General features: G+C 37.8%; 1 protein-coding gene. It reads right to left on the minus strand.

The features are described 5' to 3' along the window. Positions 1 to 24: 24 nt before the first annotated feature. A complete protein-coding gene (locus ABDW27_RS11970) occupies positions 25 to 24,471 on the minus strand; it encodes a T9SS type B sorting domain-containing protein (protein ID WP_343696121.1) in 24,447 nt (8,148 codons plus the stop codon). Positions 24,472 to 24,571 lie beyond the last annotated feature (100 nt).

Consider the following 24,571-nt stretch of genomic DNA (forward strand, 5'->3'; position numbering starts at 1 on the left):
TAACATCATGGGGCTATTATTTTGTTATCTGTATAAAGTGAAGTGTCCAACAAACTCTCTTGAATCATTCACATCATTTAGTTTAAGAACATACCAGTAATCACCTGTTGGTAATTCCTCGCCATTGTATCTACCATCCCATTTTTGACCATAATGATATTTAGCAATTTGACGTCCGTATCTATCGAAGATCGCAAACTCAAGATTCGTGTAAATATTTGTACAGCCAGGTCCCCAACCATCGTGAGTTCCGTTTGGTGTAAAGTAATTGTCAAGACAAACATCAATATAAGTCATTGGAACTACAATTGTGTCTATACATCCATTTTGATCTCTTACTGTAATTGTATAATCTCCAGATTTGTAGATTTTGAATTTAGTATCAGATGTAAATGGTCCTCCTTCGAAACTGTATTCGTAAGCTGGTTTTCCACCAATTGCAGTTACAGAAATTATGTTCATCTCTGGTTGTCCTGCAGCTAATTGAATATGTAACTTATCAAATGCTTCGATAGTGAAACTTGCTGTTGGCTGGATACATCCGTTAGTATGTCTAGCATAAATTACGTGTGTACCTGGAACTACATCTTTAAATTCATTTTCTAACTGGAATGGACCAGCGTTAGAATCTAAAGCGTAATCAACATCAGCAGGGTCTACAGATGGATCGATAGTTACTGTTACTGTATTAGTTTCACAACCATATACAACTTCCGCAATCGGATCAATGTCAACTGCTAGTGGAACAAGAACTTCAATTTCATAAGTACAACCATTTGTATCTTTTACATAAGCTGTATGGTTACCTCCTGCAAGACCATCAAATGTATGCTGAGCTCCAGTAATTGGAGTAAACGGTCCATTTGGTAAATCAAGGCTTACTGTGTATGGAGCTGTTCCACCAGTGATATCAATAGTAAACTCACCGTTTAAGTCACCTTTACATTGCTCACCTAATATTGAACCAGGTGTAACTGCAACTGCAAGTGGCGCTGCTGGCTGAGTAATTACAACATCAGTCATAATGTAACATCCGTTTGCATCCTGAGCGATAATTGTATAAGTACCTGCTGCAAGTTTATCGAATACGCTAATTGTATCAAACTGGTTCAAGTCTGGTGAAATCGCATATTTAATAACTCCTGTTCCTCCTGTCGCGGTTACGACAATTTTACCATTGTTTTCACCGAAACAAGAAACATTTGTTGGAGTGAACTGAGCTTGTAAAGCAACTGGCGGCTCGTTGATTGTAATTGTTGCTGACGCATAGTTACAATCACCGCTATCTACTTTTACAATATAATCACCAATTACTAAGTTCTCGAAGATTCCTGTTGCCTGTGGACCTTGGATAACATTTCCTGCTGTATCTTCTAATCTGTAAACATAGTTTCCTAAACCTCCTGTAGCTTCAGCTACGATAACTCCTGTAGCTTCACCAGTACATTTCACAACTGCATTTGAAGCATCAATATCAAGGCTAAGTGGTACAATCGGATCAATTACGATTTCATTAGAAACATATCCTACACATCCTACAGCATCTCTTACGAAGTAGCTGAATGTTCCAACCCCTACCGGGAATGTAACTGATGTGTTAAATGTACCTAAGACAGTTCCGAAACCAGCATCAGTACTATAAGAGTAAGGAGCTGTTCCACCTACTGCGCTTAACGTAAGCGTTGCCTGAGTTAAACATGTTTGTGATGTAGCTTCTACTAAAGTTGGAACAACTTCTGTAGGTTCTGTAATCACAATATTTGTTGAAGTTGCAGAACAACTGAATCCGTCAGTAACAGTTATACTATAAGTTCCAGCACCTAATCCACTGAAAATTGGGCTAAGCTGTGGTCCAGAAACAATTACTGGATTTGCTGAAAGTATATTTAAAGTATACTGGTAGTTACTTCCTTGTCCGCCTGTTGGAGGATCAACTGTAATAACTCCTGTTTTATCTCCGAAACATGTTAATGAAGTAGCATTTGCTGTTGCGTTAACCACGATTGGTGCAGGAACAACTAACACTTCTGTAGCTGTTGCAATACATCCTACATTATCTCTAACATTGATAGTATAGTTTCCTGCTGATAATCCTGACCAAACATATTGAGCAGAGTAATCAACTAATGTTGTACCATTCAATACTAATTGGTATTCATATTTGTTATCCCATCCGCCTGCAGCTGAAGCAGTGATTTCTCCGTCATTATTACCTGTTACACAAGTAATATCAGATTTCGCTGTTGTTACTGTAAGAGCAGCTGTTGGCTGTTCTATTGTAAATAACGTTGTTATTGTACAGAATGGATTATTTACTAATGTAGCTACAACTGTGTACTGACCGGCAGTTAAGTTAGAAATTCTAACTGGTCCTGCATTTGCAGAAGTTCCGTTGCTTGGAACTGGTCCTGTAATTACATAGTTAAATGCTCCTGCGTCATCTGTTGGGTTTAATTGATTATCAACTATAGTTAAATCAACACTTCCGTCTGCAGTACCGTAACAGATTTGTCCGTTAACTGGAGCTACATTAATATCGAATGTGTTAGGATCATTAACATAATGAACTTGTGTAATAGAACATCCTGTTGCTGGATTCGTTACGGTAATTAAATAATTTCCGATAGTTAATCCTGTGAAAACACCATTTGTATTTGATTGATTGTATGTGTTTCCGTCTGTTCCTGCAACATTATAATTTAATATCGCTGGTGTACCTCCAATTGATGTTACAGATACTGTAATATCTTCGTTAGAAATACATGTTACAGCAGTATTTACAGCAACATTTATCTGATCTAAACGAATGAAAGGATTTACTCTAATAATTCCTGTACTAGATCCCATACATCCTTTATCATCATAAACATTTACAGTATAATCACCTCCTGCGAAATCAGATTCAGTGTAGAAATTATCAGCCCCTTTTTGAACCTGAACTCCGTTTTTAAAGAACTCATAAATTGTATAAGTTCCTGAACCACCAGTAACATTGTTTACTGTAATAACTGCATAGTTTGGCGCATTTGTACCTGCTGTACAGCTGTATTGTGCTATAACTGGCAATCCTACTGTAATTACATTTGGCTCACTGATTCTAATATCTTCAGAATCAACACATCCTCTTCCTGATGTTACTGTTACTGTATAATCTCCAGCCTGAAGGTTATCAAAAATATTTGATGTCTGAGCTGGTCTGTTTACCGCTACACCTAAAGCTGTAGTTCCTGTTAATGTGTAAGTGTAAACCGGGTTATCATTTACACCAGGAGAACTTGGGTCGATGTTAGCTGTAATAGATCCGTCAGAGTTACCTCTACAAGAAACATTAGTTCCTGTTAAAGCAAGTCCAGTAATAACTGTTGCCGGAGCGATTTCAATTGTAACACTAAAGTCACAAGTAGTTAATACGTCTCTTACTCTGATCACGTGTGTACCAGGAGCAACATTATTAAATACTGCTGGTGTAGTATTTACGATTACACCTCCGTCAAGAGTATATCTGTAGTTCGCAGTTCCTGAACCACCTGTTGCTGTTGCAGTAATTACACCGTTATTAAATGTACAGCTTGGTAATGCTGTTACTGTAGTTTCTAACTGTAATGCCGGAGTAATAGTTACTGCAGCTGTTACTGTAGTTGTACATGCGTTTGCATCTCTAACTGTTATGTCATAAGTTCCAGCAGCATTTACTGTGAATGTTGGGCTCGTTTGGAAACCAGCTCCGATGCTATACTCGTAAGGTGCTACACCTGAACCAACAGTAACTGTAAATGTATACTCACCTGCTGCCGTTGGACATTGGCTAGAAACATTAGCTGTAATTGCACTTGGTAATGGATCTACTGCAATTGTGATTGGAATAAACGTTTCACAACCTTTTGAATCCAGAACATAAGCTCTCCAGTTCAAGTTCACAGCCGGATCAAGAACAGCGTTATTACTATTTGTATAGTCAGCAGCTGTTGGTGTTCCTGTACCTGGCACGAAAGCATATTGGTAATCTGGTGTTCCTCCTGCAGCCGTTACGCTTACCTGAGCACCTGAATTACAATTAGCATTTACGTTAGTTGCCTGAACTAATGTTAATACAGCAGGTTCACCAACTGTTACAGAAGCTGAAGCTGTACATCCTGTTGTATTATCAGTAACTTGAACTGTGTATGTACCAACTGGTAAGTTTGTTAATGTTACCACTTTTCCAACCTGAGTTAAAGTTCCTGTTGTTGGGCCTCCAATTAGAGCAGCTGTATAAGCTCCTCCAAAATTGTCAACATCAAATTTCACTGATCCGTTTGAACCTCCATTACAACTTACGTCGTTGATTAACTGACCTGCAGCTGTAATGTTTACTAAAGGATCAACTGTATAGTACATATCGTCTTTACATCCGTTTGCGTCTGTTACCTGGAATAAGTAAGTATCTGCTGTTAGACCTGTAAATATTCCGTTTGCAGCTCCTGTAACATTTGTTACTGCGCTTGCTGGAGAAAGAATCTCGTAGTGTAATGCACCAACACCGTGAGAAACAGTTACAGTAACTGTACTTGTAGTGTTAGCAGCTGGTGTACACCAAATGTCTGTTCCTGTTACAGAATCAATTGTTGGTGGATCAAGTGCCGGAATTGTTACACTTACTGGTACTGCAATAATACAGTTGTTAGCATCTTTTACATAAGCTGTAACTGTTCCTGCATTGTAAGTTGTATACGTATTTGTTGCACTATAATTTGTTCCACCGTTGAAACTGTATTGGTAAGGCGCTGTTCCTGTTCCTGCAGTTACATTAATTGTAACAACAGCTGGCTGCGTTGCATTACCTGTTCCGCAAGTTAAACTTTGAGTTAATACTGCTGTTGCAGCAAGAGCAGCTGGTTCTGTAATAGTAGCTGTTATGCTTACTGATGTACATTGCTTAGCATCTTGAACAACAATGTTGTAAGTTCCCGCAGTTAATCCTGTGAATATGTTTGAAGCCTGGAAAGCTCCTCCATTGATACTGTACTGGTATGGTGTGATTCCATTAGCAGCAGTAACAATAATACTTCCGTCATTTCCACCTACACAACTAACATTTGTTTGTGTAAATGTTGCTGTTGGAGTTGTTGTTGGAGTTACTACTACCGGAATAGAAACTGCCTGACATCCCTGACTGTCTGTTACTCTGAAAGTATAAGTTCCAGCTGCAGTGGCAGTATACGGTGATGTCGCAGGGAAATATCCTCCACCATCAAAGTCAACTTCGAAACTTGTGTATGTATGAGTTCCCTGAGTTGCCAATAATGTGATACTAGCTGATCCTGCACAAGTTAAATCTTGTGTTAAAGTAGCTTGTAATAATAATTCCTGATTTAATGTATATGGACTTGAAACGATACATCCGTTACCATCTTTAATATAGAATGTGTAGTTTCCTGGTGCATTCAATACAAAGTTAGGACTAGATTGGTATCCGTTACCAATACTGTATGTTGGCGTTCCAACATAAGTTCCAGTAATTGTAATTGGAACTGGACCTCCTGTGTAGCAGTATAATCCCGCAGATGAATTGATTGTTGGCAACGCATCTGTACCAATTGTTACATTAATCATAGTTGTACATCCATTTGCATCCATAGCGTAAACATCCCATTGAGTGTTAACTGTTGGATCTAATACTGCACTTGCTACGGTATCGTAGTCTAATACGTTTGGAGTAACTCCATCCTGAACGAACACGTATTTGTAAACTGGTGTTCCACCGTTAGCTAAAACACTAACTTTTGCACCAAAATTACAATTTGCATTTACATTGCTTACTAAGTTAAGGCCTATAGCTGTTGGCTGAGCCACAACTACTGAAGCAGTTGCTGTACATCCTGTAATATTATCTGTAACCTGAACTGTGTATGTTCCCGGAACTAATCCTGTAACATTTACTGTGTTTCCAGTTTGAGTTAATGTACCTGTTCCAGCAGTTAATACCGTAGTGTAAGTTCCAGCATAATTAGCAACAGTGAATTTAACTGCACCGTTTGATTGTCCGTTACAAACTACATTGCTCACTAACTGACCTGAAACTGTAATATTAGTTACTGGGTTAATAGTGTATGATTCTTGGTAAGTACATCCGTTTGCATCAGTCACCTGGAATAAATAAGTGTCTGGAGCTAATCCTGCAAATACAGCAGATGTTTGTTTAGCTACAACAATTGGAGAAAGAATCTCATATTGTAACGTTCCAACACCATTGATTACGTTACTGATTGTAACTGTACTTGTTGTATTAGCAGCCGGAGCACAATAAATTGGTGTACCATTAATATCCATATTTGTTGGCGCATTTAACGCTGGGATAGTAATAGTAACTGGCACTGCAATGATACAGTTGTTAGCATCTTTTACATAAGCTGTAACTGTTCCTGCGTTATACGTAGTTAACGTATTTGTCGTGCTGTAATTTGTTCCACCGTTGAAACTGTATTGGTAAGGCGCTGTTCCAGTTCCTGCAGTTACGTTGATTGTAACAATTGCCGGCTGTGTTGAGTTACCTGTTCCGCAAGTTAAACCTTGAGTTAACATAGCAGTAGCCGCTAAAGCTGTAGGCTCAGTAATTGTAGCAGTTACGCTTACTGAAGTACATTGTTTAGCATCACGAACAACAATGTTGTAAGTTCCTGCAGTTAATCCTGTGAATATATTTGAAGCTTGGAAAGCTCCTCCGTTAATACTGTATTGGTATGGAGTGATTCCATTTGCAGCAGTAACAATAATACTTCCGTCATTTCCTCCTACACAACTAACATTTGTTTGTGTAAATGTTGCTGTTGGAGTTGTTGTTGGAGTTACTACTACCGGAATAGAAACTGCCTGACATCCCTGACTGTCTGTTACTCTGAAAGTGTAAGTTCCAGCTGCAGTAGCCGTGTAAGGTGATGTTGCAGCAACATATGCTCCACTATTAAAGCTAACCTCAAATCCTGTGTAAGTAAGAGTTCCTTGAGTCGCCAATAATGTGATACTAGCTGATCCTGCACAAGTTAAATCTTGTGTTAAAGTAGCTTTCAATAACAATTCCTGACGTAATGTATAAGGAGCTGAAACGATACATCCGTTACCGTCTTTAATATAGAATGTGTAGTTTCCTGGCGCATTCAATACAAAGTTAGGGCTAGACTGGTATCCGTTACCAATGCTGTATGTTGGTGTTCCAACATAAGTTCCAGTAATTGTAATTGGAACCGGACCTCCTGTGTAGCAGTATAATCCCGCAGATGAATTAATTGTTGGCAACGCATCTGTAGCAATAGTTACATCAAGTTTTACTGTACATCCGTTTGCATCTTTAGCATAAACATCCCATTGGGTGTTTACAGTAGGTGCTAATACTGCACTTGCACTATTTGTGTAATCTCCAGCAACTGGTGTAACACCGTCCTGAACAAATGCATAAGTATAGTTTGGTGTTCCACCGTTTGCTAAAACAGTAACTTTTGCACCGAAATTACAATTTGCATTTACATTGCTTACTAAGTTAAGACCTATAGCTGTTGGCTGAGCCACAATTACTGAAGCAGTTGCTGTACATCCTGTAACATTATCCGTAACCTGAACAGTGTAAGTTCCCGGAACTAATCCTGTAACATTTACTGTGTTTCCAGTTTGTGTTAATGTTCCTGTTCCAGCTGTTAATGTTGCTGTGTAAGTTCCTCCGAAGTTTGCAACTGTGAATTTAACTGCACCGTTTGATTGTCCGTTACAAATTACATTGCTTACTAACTGACCAGATACTGTAATATTAGTTACCGGAAGAACAGTATACGATTCTTGGTAATAACAACCATTAGCATCTGTCACCTGGAATAAATAAGTGTCTGGAGCTAATCCTGCAAATACTGGTGAATTTTGTTTCGCCACAACGATTGGAGAAAGAATTTCATATTGAAGAGTTCCTACACCGTTAATTACGTTACTGATTGTAACTGTACTTGTTGTGTTAGCTGCCGGAGCACAATAAATTGGTGTACCGTTAATATCCATATTTGTTGGCGCATTTAACGCTGGGATAGTAATAGTAACCGGCACTGCAATGATACAATTATTGGCATCTTTTACGTAAGCCGTAACTGTTCCTGAATTGTATGTAGTTAACGTATTTGTTGAGCTATAATTTGTTCCACCGTTGAAACTGTATTGGTAAGGCGCTGTTCCTGTTCCTGCAGTTACATTGATTGTAACAATTGCCGGCTGCGTAGCATTGCCTGTTCCGCAAGTTAAACCTTGAGTTAACGTAGCAGTTGCTGCTAAAGCTGTAGGCTCAGTAATAGTAGCCGTTACGCTTACTGAAGTACATTGTTTAGCATCACGAACAACAATGTTGTAAGTTCCTGCAGTTAATCCTGTGAATATGTTTGAACTCTGGAAAGCTCCTCCGTTTATACTGTACTGGTATGGTTCTATACCATTAGCAGCTGTAACTGTTACGCTTCCGTCATTTCCTCCAATACAGCTTACGTTAATTTGTGTAAATGTTGCTGTTGGAGTTGTTGTTGGAGTTACTACTACCGGAATAGAAACTGCCTGACATCCCTGACTGTCTGTTACTCTGAAAGTATAAGTTCCAGCTGCAGTTGCAGTATAAGGCGATGTTGCAGCAACGTATCCTCCACCATTAAAGTCAACTTCAAATCCAGTGTAAACAGTAGTACCCTGAGTTGCCAATAATGTGATACTAGCTGATCCTGCACAAGTTAAATCTTGTGTTAAAGTGGCTTGTAATAGTAATTCTTGGTTTAATGTATAAGGAGCTGAAACGATACATCCGTTACCGTCTTTAATATAGAATGTGTAGTTTCCTGGCGCATTCAATACAAAGTTAGGGCTGGCCTGGTATCCGTTACCAATGCTGTATGTTGGCGTTCCAACATAAGTTCCTGTAATTGTAATTGGAACCGGACCTCCTGTGTAGCAGTATAATCCCGCAGATGAATTGATTGTTGGCAATGCATCTGTACCAATAGTTACATTAATCATAGTTGTACAACCATTTGCATCCTTAGCATAAACATCCCATTGAGTGTTTGTTGCTGGAGCTAATATTGCACTTGCACTATTTGTGTAATCTCCTGCATTTGGCGTTGCACCGTCCTGAACAAAAGCATATGTGTAGTTTGGTGTTGCACCAGAAGCAATAACTTCCACTTTTGCACCAGAATTACAATTTGCATTTACATTGCTTACTAAGTTTAGAATTAGAGCAGTTGGCTGAGTAACAACCATAGAAGCTGTAGCCGTACATCCTGTAATATTATCTGTAACCTGAACTGTGTATGTTCCAGGTACTAATCCTGTTACGTCAACAGTATTTCCAGTTTGAACTAATGTACCTGTACCTGCAGTTAATGTTGCTGTGTAAGTTCCTCCGAAGTTTGCAACTGTGAATTTAACTGCACCGTTTGCTTGTCCGTTACAAATTACATTGCTTACTAGCTGACCTGCAACAGTAATATTAGTTACCGGATCAACTGTATATGATTTTTGGTCTTTACATCCATTTGCATCTGTTACTTCGAATAAATAAGTATCAGGAGCTAATGATGTAAATATTCCGCTCGCAGCACCAGAAACATTTGATGTTGCACTAGCTGGTGATAAAATTGCGTAAGATAAAGCACCAACACCATTTGTAGTAGTTATAGTAACTGTACTTGTTGTATTAGCAGCAGGAGCACAATAAATTGGTGTTCCTGTAATATTTGTAATTGTTGGTGGATTTAACGCTGGAATATTAACACCATTTGTTAAAGTGAAAATACATCCTTTAGCATCTTTAACTAAAACATTGAATGTTGTTCCAGCGAATGATTCGTATGTATTTGTACTTGTGTAAGTTGTTCCTCCATCAAAACTATATAAGTATGGAGATGTACCACCTGCACCTGTTACAGTTACAACAGCTTTTGTCGGTACGTTACCTGCAGCACATGTTAATGCTGTTGTAAGAGTCGAAGTCGCTGTTAAAGCTGAAGGTTGTGCAATTGTGATTGCTGCACTTGGATAAACACAAGATTTAGCATCTCTTACAGTAATAATATATGAATTTCCTGCAGCTAATCCTGTAAATACATTTGACGTTTGGAAAGCTCCACTATCTAATTGATATTCATAAGGACCAACTCCTGAAGTAACATTTACAGTAATTGTTCCATCTGCACCACCATTACAGCTAACATCTGTTTGAACAGTTGTAAATACTGTAGACTGAATAGGGTCTAAAGTTAAAGTTGTTGTTGCCTGACATGCCACTGGTAATTTAGCATCACTAACTCTAAAGATATAGTTTCCTAGAGCTGAAGTTGAAAGAACATTACTTGCCATAGTAGTATATGTCATTCCTCCATCTGTAGAATATTCATAAGTATAAGCTGTATTGTAACCTCCAGTAGCTGTCAATGTAATTTCAGCGTTTGGAGTTGCAGTACAATCTAACTCTTTAGTTAATAGAGCATTTAATTGTAATTGTGGCTTAACTTCATAAGTAGTTGTAGCTGTACAACCGTTTCCGTCTTTAATTACTAATGTATAAATTCCAGAAGCATTAAATGTAAAGTTTGGACTTGATTGGAAAGTACTTCCGTTTACACTATATATTGCTCCTCCAACAATTGCAGGATCAACGGTTCCTGTAATTGTAAATGTGAATGGGTTTCCATCATAACAAATTGTTGCTGGTGCTGTAATAGTAGGATCAGCATCTTTGTTTAATGTTACGGCTGCAGATTTGATACATCCGTAAGCATCTTTTGCGTAAGCAATATAGCTTCCTGCATCTCTGTTGAAAGTATTTGTAGCCGCCCAACCTGCTGTAGCCGCTGTAGGTACAGGGTCTGAAGCAAGCAATAATAAATAAGTATATGGAGCTGTTCCGTCTTTTGCAACAGCAGTGATTATACCTGAATTTGCGTTACAATTAGCATTTTTAGTAACTGAAGCCGTAACTGATAAATCAATAGCCGATTCAGTAATATTAAATGTATTTGAAGCAATACTACAACCTGCATTAGTAGCACCAGCCGTTTCTCTAATTACAACAACGTAATTTCCGAAACCTAAAGCACCAAGATTGTTTATCACAAGATTTCCATTTGCCGGAATAGTTCCTGTTCCTGTAAATCCAGTACTAACCATAGTGAAAGCATTGTAGATTTCGTAGCTTATTGGCGTAGCAATTGGATATGTACTGTTTATTGTAAAACTAACATTACCGTTATTGCTTCCTCTACAAGTAACATTATTAGATGTTAATCCGCTAACTGTTAAAGTAGAATTTGTAGGGATTGGCATTGTCGCTGTTTCATAATAGTAACAACCTGTACCCGCATCATGTACGATAAAAGTATATTTAACACCTGGCAATAAGTTTGGTATTGTTGTTTTTTTACTTCCCGGATTTACTCCTGGAGGAACTCCTACAACGTCTTCATCATACCATGGTAAAGTAGTTGGGCCTGTATAAACCATTCCCGGACCTGTATAAACAGCGAAGTGGAATGGACCATTACCTGTAATATTAGTAGACGCAGCACCAATAGCTACAACTGCTGATCCTAATGAAGAACAGTCAGCTGGCGGAGCTGTTACCGTAATATCTAAATCATCTGGCGGTGAAGCAACAAATACATTTTGTTGAATATTTGTACATCCATTCGCATCTGTAATAATGATTTGATATAAACCAAAGTCAACAACTTCAAATACTGCTGTAGCACCTGTTTGACCTGTAATTTGTTTGTTATATCCGTTTACTCCTGTTACATGGTAGGTATAATTTGGTGTTCCACCTGTAACAGAATTAATTGTAATAGACCCTAAAGAAACACCACCTGCACCACAAGTAATTGGTGTAACTGTATAACTTAACACAATTGGTGTTGGCTGAGCAATTGTAATGTTAAATGTATCTGTACAACCTTTTGCATCAGTTACAGTAACTACATAATCGCCCGCAGCTAAACCAGATGTTTGTGAACCGTAGTTAACTCCAGTCGTAGTATTTAATACAGTATATACAAATGGAGCCTGACCTTTTGTATTATCGATAGTAATAGCGATTGCTGCTGTAGCATCACCATTACAGTTAATGCTTTGTGTTTGTACAACTCCTGTAATTTCAGGTAATACTGGTGTAGTAACCGTAATTGAAGAAGATGTAGCTGTACATCCTCTAGAATCTGTTACTGTAAAAGTATAAGTACCTGCTGTACTTGTAGTAAATACATTTCCAGCAAATGTTCCTGTATTAGGAGAAGCTGTATAAGTAAATGGTCCGAATCCTCCAGCTGGAGTCAAAGTAATTTGAGCATCCGTCGGTGCAGAACATGTAATGTCTTTGTCTAATACTGCATTTAATGTTAATGCGTTATTTACTATAACAACATTACTATCAGCAGTACATCCGTTACCATCTTTAATCTTAATAGTATAACTTCCCGGAGTAGTTACAACAAATGTATTTCCAGCCTGGTAAGAAGCTCCGCCATTAATACTGTAGCTTAATGGAGCCACTAAACCTGTACCTGGAGTTGCCGTAATAGTATAGCTTCCTACACCAAAACACTGACCTGCTGCAGAAGCTGTAACAGTTGGTGAAGGATCTTTTGCAATTGTGATGTCAACTTTAGTTGTACAACCATTAGCATCAATTACATAAGCATCCCAGTTTAGATTAACAGCTGGGTCTAAGTTTGCTTTATTGTTATTAGAATAAGCACCTACCGGAGCTCCATCCTGAACAAATGAATATCTGTAAACCGGTGTTCCTCCTGCTGCTGTAATCGTAACCGCTGAAGTACTTACAAAACAGTTTGCATTAACTGCAGCGTATGTTGCAGATAAAGCTGCTGCCGGCTGATTAATTGTTATTGAAGTATTAGCTGTACAGCCTGTTACTTCATCTGTAATAACAATTGCATACGTATTTGCAGTTAAGTTTGATAAAGTTACTGTAGCTGAACTAACTCCTGTTACAGCAGTACCACCATTAACTGTATAAGAATAAGTAGATCCGAAACCAGAAACGTTTAATCTGATAGATCCTGTATTTCCTCCATTACATAATACATCACTTAATTTACTAGCCAAAACTGTAATTGGTGTTACAGGACTAACTGTGTAAGATTCTGTATAGTAACATCCGTTTGCATCTGTAACTTTAAACATATAAGTACCTGGCGCAAGATTTGGGAAGGCATTAGATGTTTGTTTAGCAATGATTACCGGAGATGGAGCAATTGTTTCGTATTGTAAAGTTCCAACACCATTAGTTGCCGTTAAAGTAACTGTAGTTGTTGTAGCCGTACAAGTAACTGCTGGATTTGCAAAAGTTAAATCTGTTGGAGGGTTCAGTCTCAATAAAGTTCCTGATCCTGTTACTGGACATCCTTTTGCATCTCTAACTGAGTATGTATATGGCTGATCAGCTCCATTATCGTTTAATGTTAAAACGTTGTTTGAGCTGTATCCGCTTCCGTTGAAGCTGTATTCGTAAGGAGCAGTTCCTGTTCCTGCTGTAACATTTACTGTAACAGTTCCTGCAACTTTTCCGTTTGAAGCATTACAAGAGAAAGGAACTACTGTAGTTGTAGCAGCTAATGTTAAAGGCTGTGTAATGGTAACTGCCACTGATCCAGTACAGTTTTTACTGTCTCTTACATAGAAAGTATAAGTACCAGCTGCTAATCCTGTGAATACCGGATTAGTAGTAAATGGTCCTGCAACATTGCTGCTATAAGTAAATCCGCCTGATCCTCCAGCTCCTGTTAAAGTAACTGAACCATCAGCAGCAGCATTACAGCTTGCATTTACCTGAGCAGCTGTAACTGTTGGGTTTGAAATTGGAGATACTGTAACAACTGCTGTTCTTGTACAGCTGTTAGAATCTGTAATTACAAACGTATAAGTGTCTGCATTTGCAGGTGTCACTGTATATGTAAATGTTGGCCCTGCAATAGGTGCACTTGGAGCACTTGGAGCACCAGCACCTTTTTGTACTGTATAAGTATAGGTAGATCTACCACCGCCAATTGTAACTGTAATAGTTGCATTTGGAGTAGCTGTACAATCTAACTCTTTTGTAACTGTACCCGCAGCTGTTAATTGTGGGTAAACTACTGTTGCAGCCGGTGCCGAAACGATACATCCGTTTTTGTCTTTTACAGTAACTGTATAAGTTCCTGCAGCAACTGTAAATGTATTTGACGCTTGGTAAGTAGTTCCATCAATGCTATAAGTCAATGGAGCTAAACCTGTAGCTGTAGCTGTAATAGTAAATCCGCTTCCGGAAGCTGTACACTGATTGTTAACTGTTACATTAGTTATAGCCGGCATAGAATCCAAGATAACTGTAACAGTAGATTTAGCAGTACATCCGTTTGCATCTTTCACATAAACATCCCAAACTAAATCAGCTCCAGAATTAGTATCTACAGTAAGTGTAGCGCTATTCACATATGCCGATGATGGCACTGTTGATGGACTTTTCGCGAAAGCGTAAGTATAATTTGGTGTTCCGCCTGCAGCTGTAATTGTAATTTGAGAATTATCATTATTACAGTTTACGTTTGTAGCAACTGCACTTGTTATCGCTAAAGCAGCCGCTGGCTGATTAATTGTAATTGAAGCATTAGCCGTACAACCTGTTGCTGTATCAGTTACCTGAACTGTGTATGTTCCTGCAGCAACATTTGATAATGTTAATGTGTTTCCAGACTGCGTTAAAGTTCCTGATCCTAAAGTTCCTGCTGTTAAAGTAAATGTATAAGCACCTACTGTAGCATTTCCAGAAACTGTATAAGTTCCTGATCCTGTACTTCCGCCTCTACATAAAACATCACTTGTTTTATTTCCTGTAACTACAATCGGGGTAACAGGATTTACAATATAAGGTTCTGTGTAATAACATCCATTTGCATCTGTAACTCTGAATGTATAAGATCCAGGAGCAAGGTTTGCGAATGAATTAGAAGTTTGTTTTGCTCTGATCACTACAGATGGAGCAATTGTTTCATATTGTAAAGTTCCAACACCGTTAGTTGCTGTTAAAGTAACTGTAGCTGTTGTAGCTGTACAAGTAACCGCTGTTGAAGCAAAAGTTAAATCTGTTGGAGGGTTCAGTCTCAATAAAGTTCCTGAACCTGTTACCGGACATCCTTTTGCATCTCTAACTGAGTAAGTATATGGCTGATCAGCTCCGTTATCGTTTAATGTTAAAACATTATTTGAACTGTATCCGCTTCCGTTGAAGCTGTATTCATAAGGAGCAGTTCCTGTTCCTGCAGTTACATTAACTGTAACTGTTCCTGCAACTTTTCCGTTTGAAGTATTACAAGAGAATGGAACTACAGTAGTTGTAGCTGCCAATGTTAATGGCTGCGTAATTGTAACTGCCACTGATCCAGTACAGTTTTTACTGTCTCTTACATAGAAAGTATAAGTACCTGCTGCTAATCCTGTGAATACCGGATTAGTAGTAAATGGTCCTGCAACATTGCTGCTATAAGTAAATCCGCCTGATCCTCCAGCTCCTGTTAAAGTAACTGAACCATCAGCAGCAGCATTACAGCTTGCATTTACCTGTGCAGCCGTAACTGTTGGATTTGAAATTGGAGCAACTGTAACAACTGCACTTCTTGTACAACCATTAGAATCTGTAATTACAAATGTATACGTGTCTGCATTTGCAGGTGTTACTGTGTATGTAAATGTTGGTCCTGTTATAGGTGCACTTGCTGCGCTAGGAGCACCAGCACCTTTTTGTACTGTATAAGTATATGTAGATCTACCACCGCCAATTGTAACTGTAATAGTTGCATTTGGAGTAGCTGTACAATCTAACTCTTTTGTAACTGTACCCGCAGCTGTTAATTGTGGGTAAACCACTGTTGCAGCCGGAGCCGAAGCAATACATCCATTTTTATCTTTTACAGTAACTGTATAAGTTCCGGCAGCAACTGTAAATGTATTTGAAGATTGGAAAGAAACTCCATCAATGCTGTATTCTAGCGGAGCTAAACCTGTAGCTGTAGCCGTAATTGTAAACCCGCTTCCTGAAGCTGTACACTGATTGTTAACTGTTACATTAGTTATAGCCGGCATAGAATCCAAGATAACTGTAACAGTAGATTTCGTTGTACATCCGTTTGCATCTTTCACATAAACATCCCAAGCTAAATCGGCTCCAGAATTAGTATCTACTGTTAAAACATTACTAGCGCCATAAGTCGATGATGGTACTGTTGATGGGCTTTTCGCGAAAGCATAAGTATAATTTGGTGTTCCGCCTGCAGCCGTAATTGTAATATTAGAATTATCGTTATTACAGCTTACGTTTGTAGCAACTCCACTTGTTATCGCTAAAGCAGCTGCTGGCTGATTAATTGTGATTGAAGCATTAGCCGTACAGCCTGTTGCAGTATCTGTAACTGTAACGGTATATGTACCCGCTGTTGCGTTTGCTAATGTTAATGTATTTCCAGATTTTGTTACTAATGCTGTAGCAGCTGGAGGAGTTACAGTAAATGTATAAGCACCAACTGTTGCATTACCAGAAACTGTAAAAGTTCCAGATCCTGTGTTTCCACCTCTACATAAAACATCGCTTGTTTTGTTTCCTGTAACTACAATTGGAGTAACCGGATTTACAATGTAAGGTTCTGTATAATAACATCCGTTTGCATCTGTAACTCTGAAAGTATAAGATCCAGGAGCAAGATTTGCAAATGAGTTAGAAGTTTGTTTTGCTCTGATTACTACTGAAGGAGCAATAGTTTCGTATTGTAAAGTTCCAACACCATTAGTTGCTGTTAAAGTAACAGTAGCTGTTGTAGCTGTACAAGTAACCGCTGTTGAAGCAAATGTTAAATCTGTTGGAGGGTTCAGTCTCAATAAAGTTCCTGAACCTGTTACAGGACATCCTTTTGCATCTCTAACTGAGTATGTATATGGCTGATCAGCTCCATTGTCGTTTAATGTTAAAACGTTGTTTGAGCTGTATCCGCTTCCGTTGAAGCTGTATTCGTATGGAGCAGTTCCTGTTCCTGCTGTTACATTAATAGTAACTGTTCCTGCAACTTTTCCGTTGGAAGCATTACAAGAGAATGGAACTACTGTTGTAGTTGCTGCTAATGTACTTGGCTGAGTAATAGTAACAGCTACAGAACCTGTACAACCTTTGCTATCTTTTACATAGAAAGTGTAGTTACCAGCTGCTAATCCGTTAAATACCGGATTAGTTGTAAATCCTGTTGTAGCATTGGTGCTATAAGTAAATCCGCCTGATCCTCCAGCACCTGTTAAAGTAACTGAACCATCAGCAGCTCCGTTACAGCTTGCACTTGTTGGTACACCTGTAACTGTTGGGTTTGTGATAGGATCAACTTTAGTTACTGCAGTAGCCTGACATCCATTAGCATCTGTAATTACAAATGTATAAGTGTCTGCATTTGCAGGAGTAACTGAGAAAGTAAATGTTGGACCCGCAATAGAAGCGCTTGGCGCACTAGTTGCTCCAGATCCTTTTTTAGATGTATAAGTATATGGCGCTTTTCCTCCTGTAATAGTTACTGTAATAGTAGCATTTGGAGAAGCCGTACAATCTAATTCTTTTGTAACAGCACCTACAGCTGTTAATTGTGGATAAATAACTAATGCCGTTGCAGTTGTAGCAGTACATCCGTTTTTATCTTTTACAGTAACTGTATAAGTTCCTGCAGGTACGTTAAATGTATTTGAAGCCTGGAAAGAAGTTCCATCAATACTATATTGCAGAGGAGCCAATCCTGTTCCTGTTGCTGTAATAGTAAATGAATTTCCAGAACCTGTACATTGGTTATTATTTGTTGCAGTTACAGTTGGTAAATTATCTGTAGCTACTGTAACTGTATTTTTAGCGATACAGCCATTTGTATCTTTCACATAAATATCCCAAACTAAATCAGCTCCGGAATTAGTATCTACAGTAAGTGTAGCACTACTTCCATAAGTTGAAGTTGGAACAGTTGATGGGTTTTTCGCGAAAGCGTAAGTATAATTTGGCGTTCCGCCTGCAGCTGTAACTGTAATTTGAGAGTTATCGTTATTACAGTTTACATTAGTAGCAGTTGCTGTAAATGTTAATGCATTTGCAGGCTCAGTAATAACAATACTTGCTGTGTTTGTACATCCTGTTGCATTATCTCTAACCTGAACAGTGTATGTTCCTGCGGCAGCATTTGCTAATGTTAATGTATTTCCTGTTTTTGTTACTAATGATGCAGCAGCGGCAGGAGTTACTGTATAAGTATAAGCACCAACTGTTGCATTACCAGAAACTGTGAAAGTTCCTGATCCAGTAGCACCACCTTTACAAAGTGCATCATTAGTTTTATTACCAACTACTGAAATTGGTGTAACAGCGTTGATGATATAAGCTTCATCATAATAACATCCGTTTGCATCTGTAACTCTAAAGTTGTAAGTTCCTGCTGCTAATCCAGAGAATACACCTGTAGTATTTGTAGCTGCAGATGCTGCCGGAGATGTAATTGCGTATGTTAAAGGCGCTACTCCATTTGTAGCAGTAGCAGTAACAGTAGTTGTTGTAGCTGTACAAGTAACTGCTGCATTACTAAATGCTAAATCTGTTGGAGGATTTAATCTATTAATTGTAATGGTTTGAACCGGAGTTTTACAACCTTGAGCATCACTAACTACATAAGAAATAGTTTGGTTTGTACCGTTATCAGTTACAGATAATGTACGTGTGCTTGTAAATGTTGTTCCTCCGTCAAAACTATATTGATAAGGAGCTGTTCCAGTTGTTGGAACTGCAATTGTTACAGTAGCAGCTTGTTTTACATTTGATGCATTACAAGTAAATGTTGTAGCTGTAGCTGTAGCAGTTAATGTTGTTGGCTGCGTAATAGTGATATTTCCTATTGCAGATTTACAACCTTTACTATCCATTACCTGATATGTGTAATTTCCGGCTGCTAATCCTGTATAATTAGACTGTGCAATAAATGTTGAACTTCCGTTAAAGCTATAAGTGTAACCTCCTGATCCGCCAGCACCAACTAATTGTATAGAACCTGTAGAAGCTCCATTACATGTTGCATTAACTTTAGTTGCTGTAACTGTTGGATTTGAAATTGGGTTTACAACTGCACTAGTTGTAGTAACACAACCTTTAGAATCAGTAATTTCAAAAGTATACGTATTAGCCGTTGTAGCCGTGTAAACAAATGAAGTACCTGTTACATTATTGCTAGATCCAAAAGATCCTGAACCTATTTTAACTTTGTATGTAAATGCACTTGTACCTCCAGTAATAGAAACTGTAATAGTTGCATTTGGAGATGTAGTACAATCTAATGTTTTAGAGATCGTTGCGCTTCCTTGTAATTCAGGAGCAATTATAATATTATTAATTGGGAAAGGGCAGTTATTACTATCCGTAACCAAAATATTGTGTGGACCAGGTCCTACATTTGTAAATGTATTTGATGTTTGTGCAGCACCTCCATCTAAACTATATGTTAAGGTACCCGTTCCTGTAGCAGTTACAACAAGTGTTGCTTGATTTATTGAATCATAACATAAATCTGAGCTTGCCGCTAAATAAGCTGTTGGTAGAGTTGGTGAAGTAATATTTACAGTTGCAGAAGCCGGAGAAGTACAAGAATTTGCATCTCTAACGACTATTCTGTAAGTTCCAGAAGCTACATTTGTAAATACATTAGAAGTTTGGAATGGTACTACAACTGTAGTTCCATTATTTTGTCTTAATTCATATTGATAACCCGGTGTTCCTCCTGTTACAGTTGCAGTAATAGAAGCACCACTTGTACAAGTAGGCTGAGCCGTTACCTGAGCAGTAACTGCTAATGCTTGAGGTGCAGTTATAGGCTGAGAGAATGGGAAACTACAAGTCGATGCGCTATTGTTAAAACGAATCTGAATTGCGTATGTCTGGCTTGTTAAACCTGTTACTGTTACTGGAGATACTTTAGAGTTTACCCAAGTAGCACCATTATTCATAGAATAATCGAATCCGTATGGAAGGTTAAAGTTTTGCGCTGCTAAAGTGATTTCTCCGTTATTTCCTCCGTTACAAGTAACGTTTTTAACTCCTGTAATAGAAGCAGAAAATGCTTTATTGCTGTCTATAACAATAGGGAAATCTTTTTGAGTAACACATGATTTTGGAATCTGACGTACCCAGATATCATCTAGTACTAAGTCATTACCTCCTCGAGAAGTATTTTGTGAACGAATTTTAAAAGTAAGATTTGTATTGTTGCCTGGATTCAAAGATATACTGATTGGAACCCATTTTGTTCTATTAGGATCATTTACATCTTTTGCTATTTCACCGGTTACATCCGTAGCTACAACATTACCAGCACTATCAACCAACTCGATTATTATCTTAGGTGGATCTCCTGCAACCCCTACATTCAATAAATTACCTACATATAGGTCAACCATTACTGGTTGATTTGGTATTACATCTATAATAGGTTTGCTATATAAAACTCCTCCAGGACCAGCTGCTTCTCCAATATTTACTAATAAATATCTTCCATTAGCATCTGTACCATTTGTTGTATGATCCTTAAAGTGATACCATGCATTATCATTTCTCCAGAAGAAACTTGTAACTGAATATTGGTTATCTTCAACTGAACGCGTAGGAGTTCCATTTAAAGAACAAGTATATGGCGGGTTAACTCTTTGGTCATTGAAACAGTAAGCAGCTGCAATACCAGGAGTTGTTGTAGTTCCACCAGAACCAAAATTTTCAATTAATAAATTACTGTAAGTTGGTACAGCAATTAGTTTATATTTTACGCTTACTGTGTGAGGTCCAGAAGGAACATTTACAAAAACATTAGAAGGAGTATTTGTATTTAATACATTATCTAAATAATATTCATAACTATAGTTTGCTCCACCATTATTTGTTACCGTTACCGTACTTGTTGCCGTTCCATTACAGTTAAATACCGGAGCACCAATTGAAATCGTAGGATCTGCAGGTTTTGGGTCTAAAACCACACCTGCCATTGGGAATGTGCATCCTTTTGAGTCTTTAACATAAAGTGTATAAGTACCCGGAGCTACATACGCTTCATTTGAAGTTCCGTAAGTTGAACCACCATTAAAACTATAAGTATAAGGAGGTGTTCCTCCTTGAGGATTTGTGATACGTACTTTACCGTAACCTGTACCAGCTGGATCACAACCTGCTAATTCAGCAACACCCGCAGATGCACTTAATGCATTTGCAGGAGCTGTGATAGTAATATTAGTTGCAGGATCAGTACAAGTTACTCCAGATAGAGTATATCTAACCAAAACATTGTAAGACCCTCCTGTTAAATTTGAGAAAACAGGAGTACTGCTAAATGTTACGCCATTATCGATACTGTATTGCAAAGTATATCCATTTGCATTTGTAACATTGATATTGATTTGTGCTGTGTCACCATTACAATTGATTTCGGTATTTGTTACTGTGTAAACCGGTTTTGGATTTCCAGTCACAGTAATAGATGTTGTGGCCTCACAGTTATTAGAATCAACTAAACGAATATTATAAGTACCCGCAGTTGTAAATGTTATTTCATTTGATGTAAGGAAAGTAGTCGATCCGTTTACAAAGAAGAAATATGGAGCAGTTCCGCCAGAACCAGATAAAGTAATTTTTCCGTCACTGCAGGCAGTAAGAGGAGTTGTTAATGCTGCAGTTGCAACTAAAGGAGCTGCAATATTATTGATAGAAATAACACTAGACACATCACAAGTTGGTACAGGTGTACCACCAACAGGAGCATTTGTAACTCTTACTCTATAAGTTGTTCCAGGATTTAAATTTGGGAAAGTATAATCTGATGCGGCAATTGGACCTGCACTGTTTACCAATGCATTTGTCGCATTATTATATAAGTAATAATAATATTGCGGATCAATATTAAGCGCCCCAACTTTTATACTTCCTTTATCTCCATAACAAGTTGGCTGAGTAACAGCTGTACTAATCTGTAAATCTACTTTTCTGATTAAAATATTAGGAACCGTAAAAATACATGGATTAGTAGTTACACCAACTTGTCTGATATAAACAGTATATGAACCTGCGTTAGTAATATTAAATGTATTACTTGATTGATATGCTCCAATTGCACCACTAGGATCTGTTCTGATAGCATATTCATATCCTGCAGGCACACCTCCAATAGTAATATTTCCAGGAACACCGCAAATAATATCTTTATGAGTTTCTGTTGGACTTAGTGAATTCGTATATACATTAAAGTAAAAACGGTTGTAACATCCTCCCGCATAATTTAATGTTACACGGAATTGTCCCGCCTGATTTGCTGTATAACTCTGACCGGTTCCTACACTTGACCAATTATTTTTACAATCATCACTTTCATTAGCACAATTTTGGTTTGTAACGGGAGTACATGCTCCTCCTTCTGTTAATTTTTCCCAAACTATACTAGTCGCATCAGAAATGGTTGTCGTAATTTGTCTTGTAGCATTTGAACCACACAAGAAAATATTTGGTAATTTTTTTCCATCATTCGGACAAGTTACTACCTGATCTGCAAAAGGTATTACCGGATTTTCTACTGTGCTTCCAAATCTTGTGACAACAAATGACTGGTAAATTGATCTACAAGGTGCAGCTGCCAGATTGTATACATAATAGGTTCCAGGATCTTTTACAACAAGTGTTTGCCCTTTTCCTATTTGTACAGTTCTTGCTTCATCACTATACCATGTATAATCTGTATAACCATTAGCAGCTGTCAAAGTAATATTCTCACCACAAAGTGTAACATTGGTTGTGTATTTACATCCGTCAACTCCAACTAAAAAGTTAGTTGCTTTTGGAACTAAAATACATCCTGTATTCGTGTTAACACTCGGATCATCAGAAATTGTAAAACTTGTATTTTGCTGTCCTTTATATGTTGCGTAAGCCGAGTTGTCAATACTATTTGAACAAGCCTCACTTAAACTTTGACAATCAGGAACAACTTTAACTTTAAAGCTGATTATTTTTTCAGGGTCTCCTACTTTAACAATGTTATTGTTTATTGCAAAAACAATCTCTCTAGTAGTGGGATTATAATTTTGAACCGTTACACCTGTTGGCAATGAAACAATATCTGCAGGATAGTTGAAAATAATATTAATAGGCAGCTGATCTCGAATCGTAAACGAAGTCGCATTATCATTACCCGTATTTTTAAAACCAATTTCATAATTTAACTGCTGCCCCAAAGTAACATTTTGCCCCCCAATATTTACCCCTTTATCGTTTTTTACAATTTTTGTTAAAACAATTTTTGGTTCAATAATTTCAACGTTGAAGGCATTAAAGAAAAGTCCATAACCATCTCCACCCGTACTAAGCTTTAATTGTGCCGAAGTATCATTATTTTTAATAATCGCATTTGCAGCATTATTCAGGTTTATAATCCCTGCTTCAAAACCTAGTGTATTACCACTGCTTGGTGATCGGTCAGTATAAGGCCCGTTTACATCATTAATTGTACTGTTAAAGAAGTTATTTACCGGACGTTCTGTCGTAAAAATATCAACATTGTTAACAGAGTATTTATCTCCTGTAAGGTTAACGTCTCCTTCTAATGCTGCGAAAGCTAATTTTGCTTTTACAACTCCAGTAGGAATAGTTTTGAAACCTGTAAGATCATAAGTTACCGGAGCACTTGACGCCTGAATCCAACGAAAACCATCGAAAGAAGTGATATATTTTGCAGATGATTTTGGATCTTCATAAACCACAAATAAATTCCAGCCTGCAGAAAAACCACCATTGATATTACCTCTTGCTGAAATAATATTGGCAACTGTATAAGTTCCCTCAGGATTTGCTAATCCCTGAACCATAGATGTCAAATCATAATAATAAGCATAAGGCATCTGATCACCATTTGACGTCGTAGGATAGTAATCATAAATTAATGATCCCGAAATATTGGTGTAAGCTGTTTGAGATGGAAGTTTAATCTTGATCGAACCTAAATTAGCTCGGTTAACCGTCCCATTGTCAACAGTTCCTTTGCTGTAAATACCTGCCCAATAAAGACCAGCATATACAACTTTATAACATTCTCTACTTGTTTGTGGAATAGTTAAATTGGCCGAACTCGAACTAAAGGTAGTATTATCACTATCAATATCAATGTACCCCATAGTAAGGTCATTGTTGTTCTGATTCGTCGCATTGAACGCGTTGTTAGGCCGTTCACCATTCCTGTTGTTATCTCTATTCAAAATATTATTACCTATCAAAAGCATATCTCCTTTCAAACTCTGGTCGAAACGAGCTGTGAAATTCTTTTGAGAGAACATAATAAAACTCTGTATAAAAAATAATACAGTTAGAACTAATTTTAAAGTAGTAGGTTTCTTCATGTTACTATGGTTTCAGTTTAACCATCGTTCTCTAAAGGGGCATTTAGAGAACGACATTCAATCTTAATTTAAATTTGTTACTTCCTTCTTCTATTTCAAA

The organism is Flavobacterium sp. (assembly GCF_039595935.1).
Classification (GTDB): Bacteria; Bacteroidota; Bacteroidia; order Flavobacteriales; family Flavobacteriaceae; genus Flavobacterium.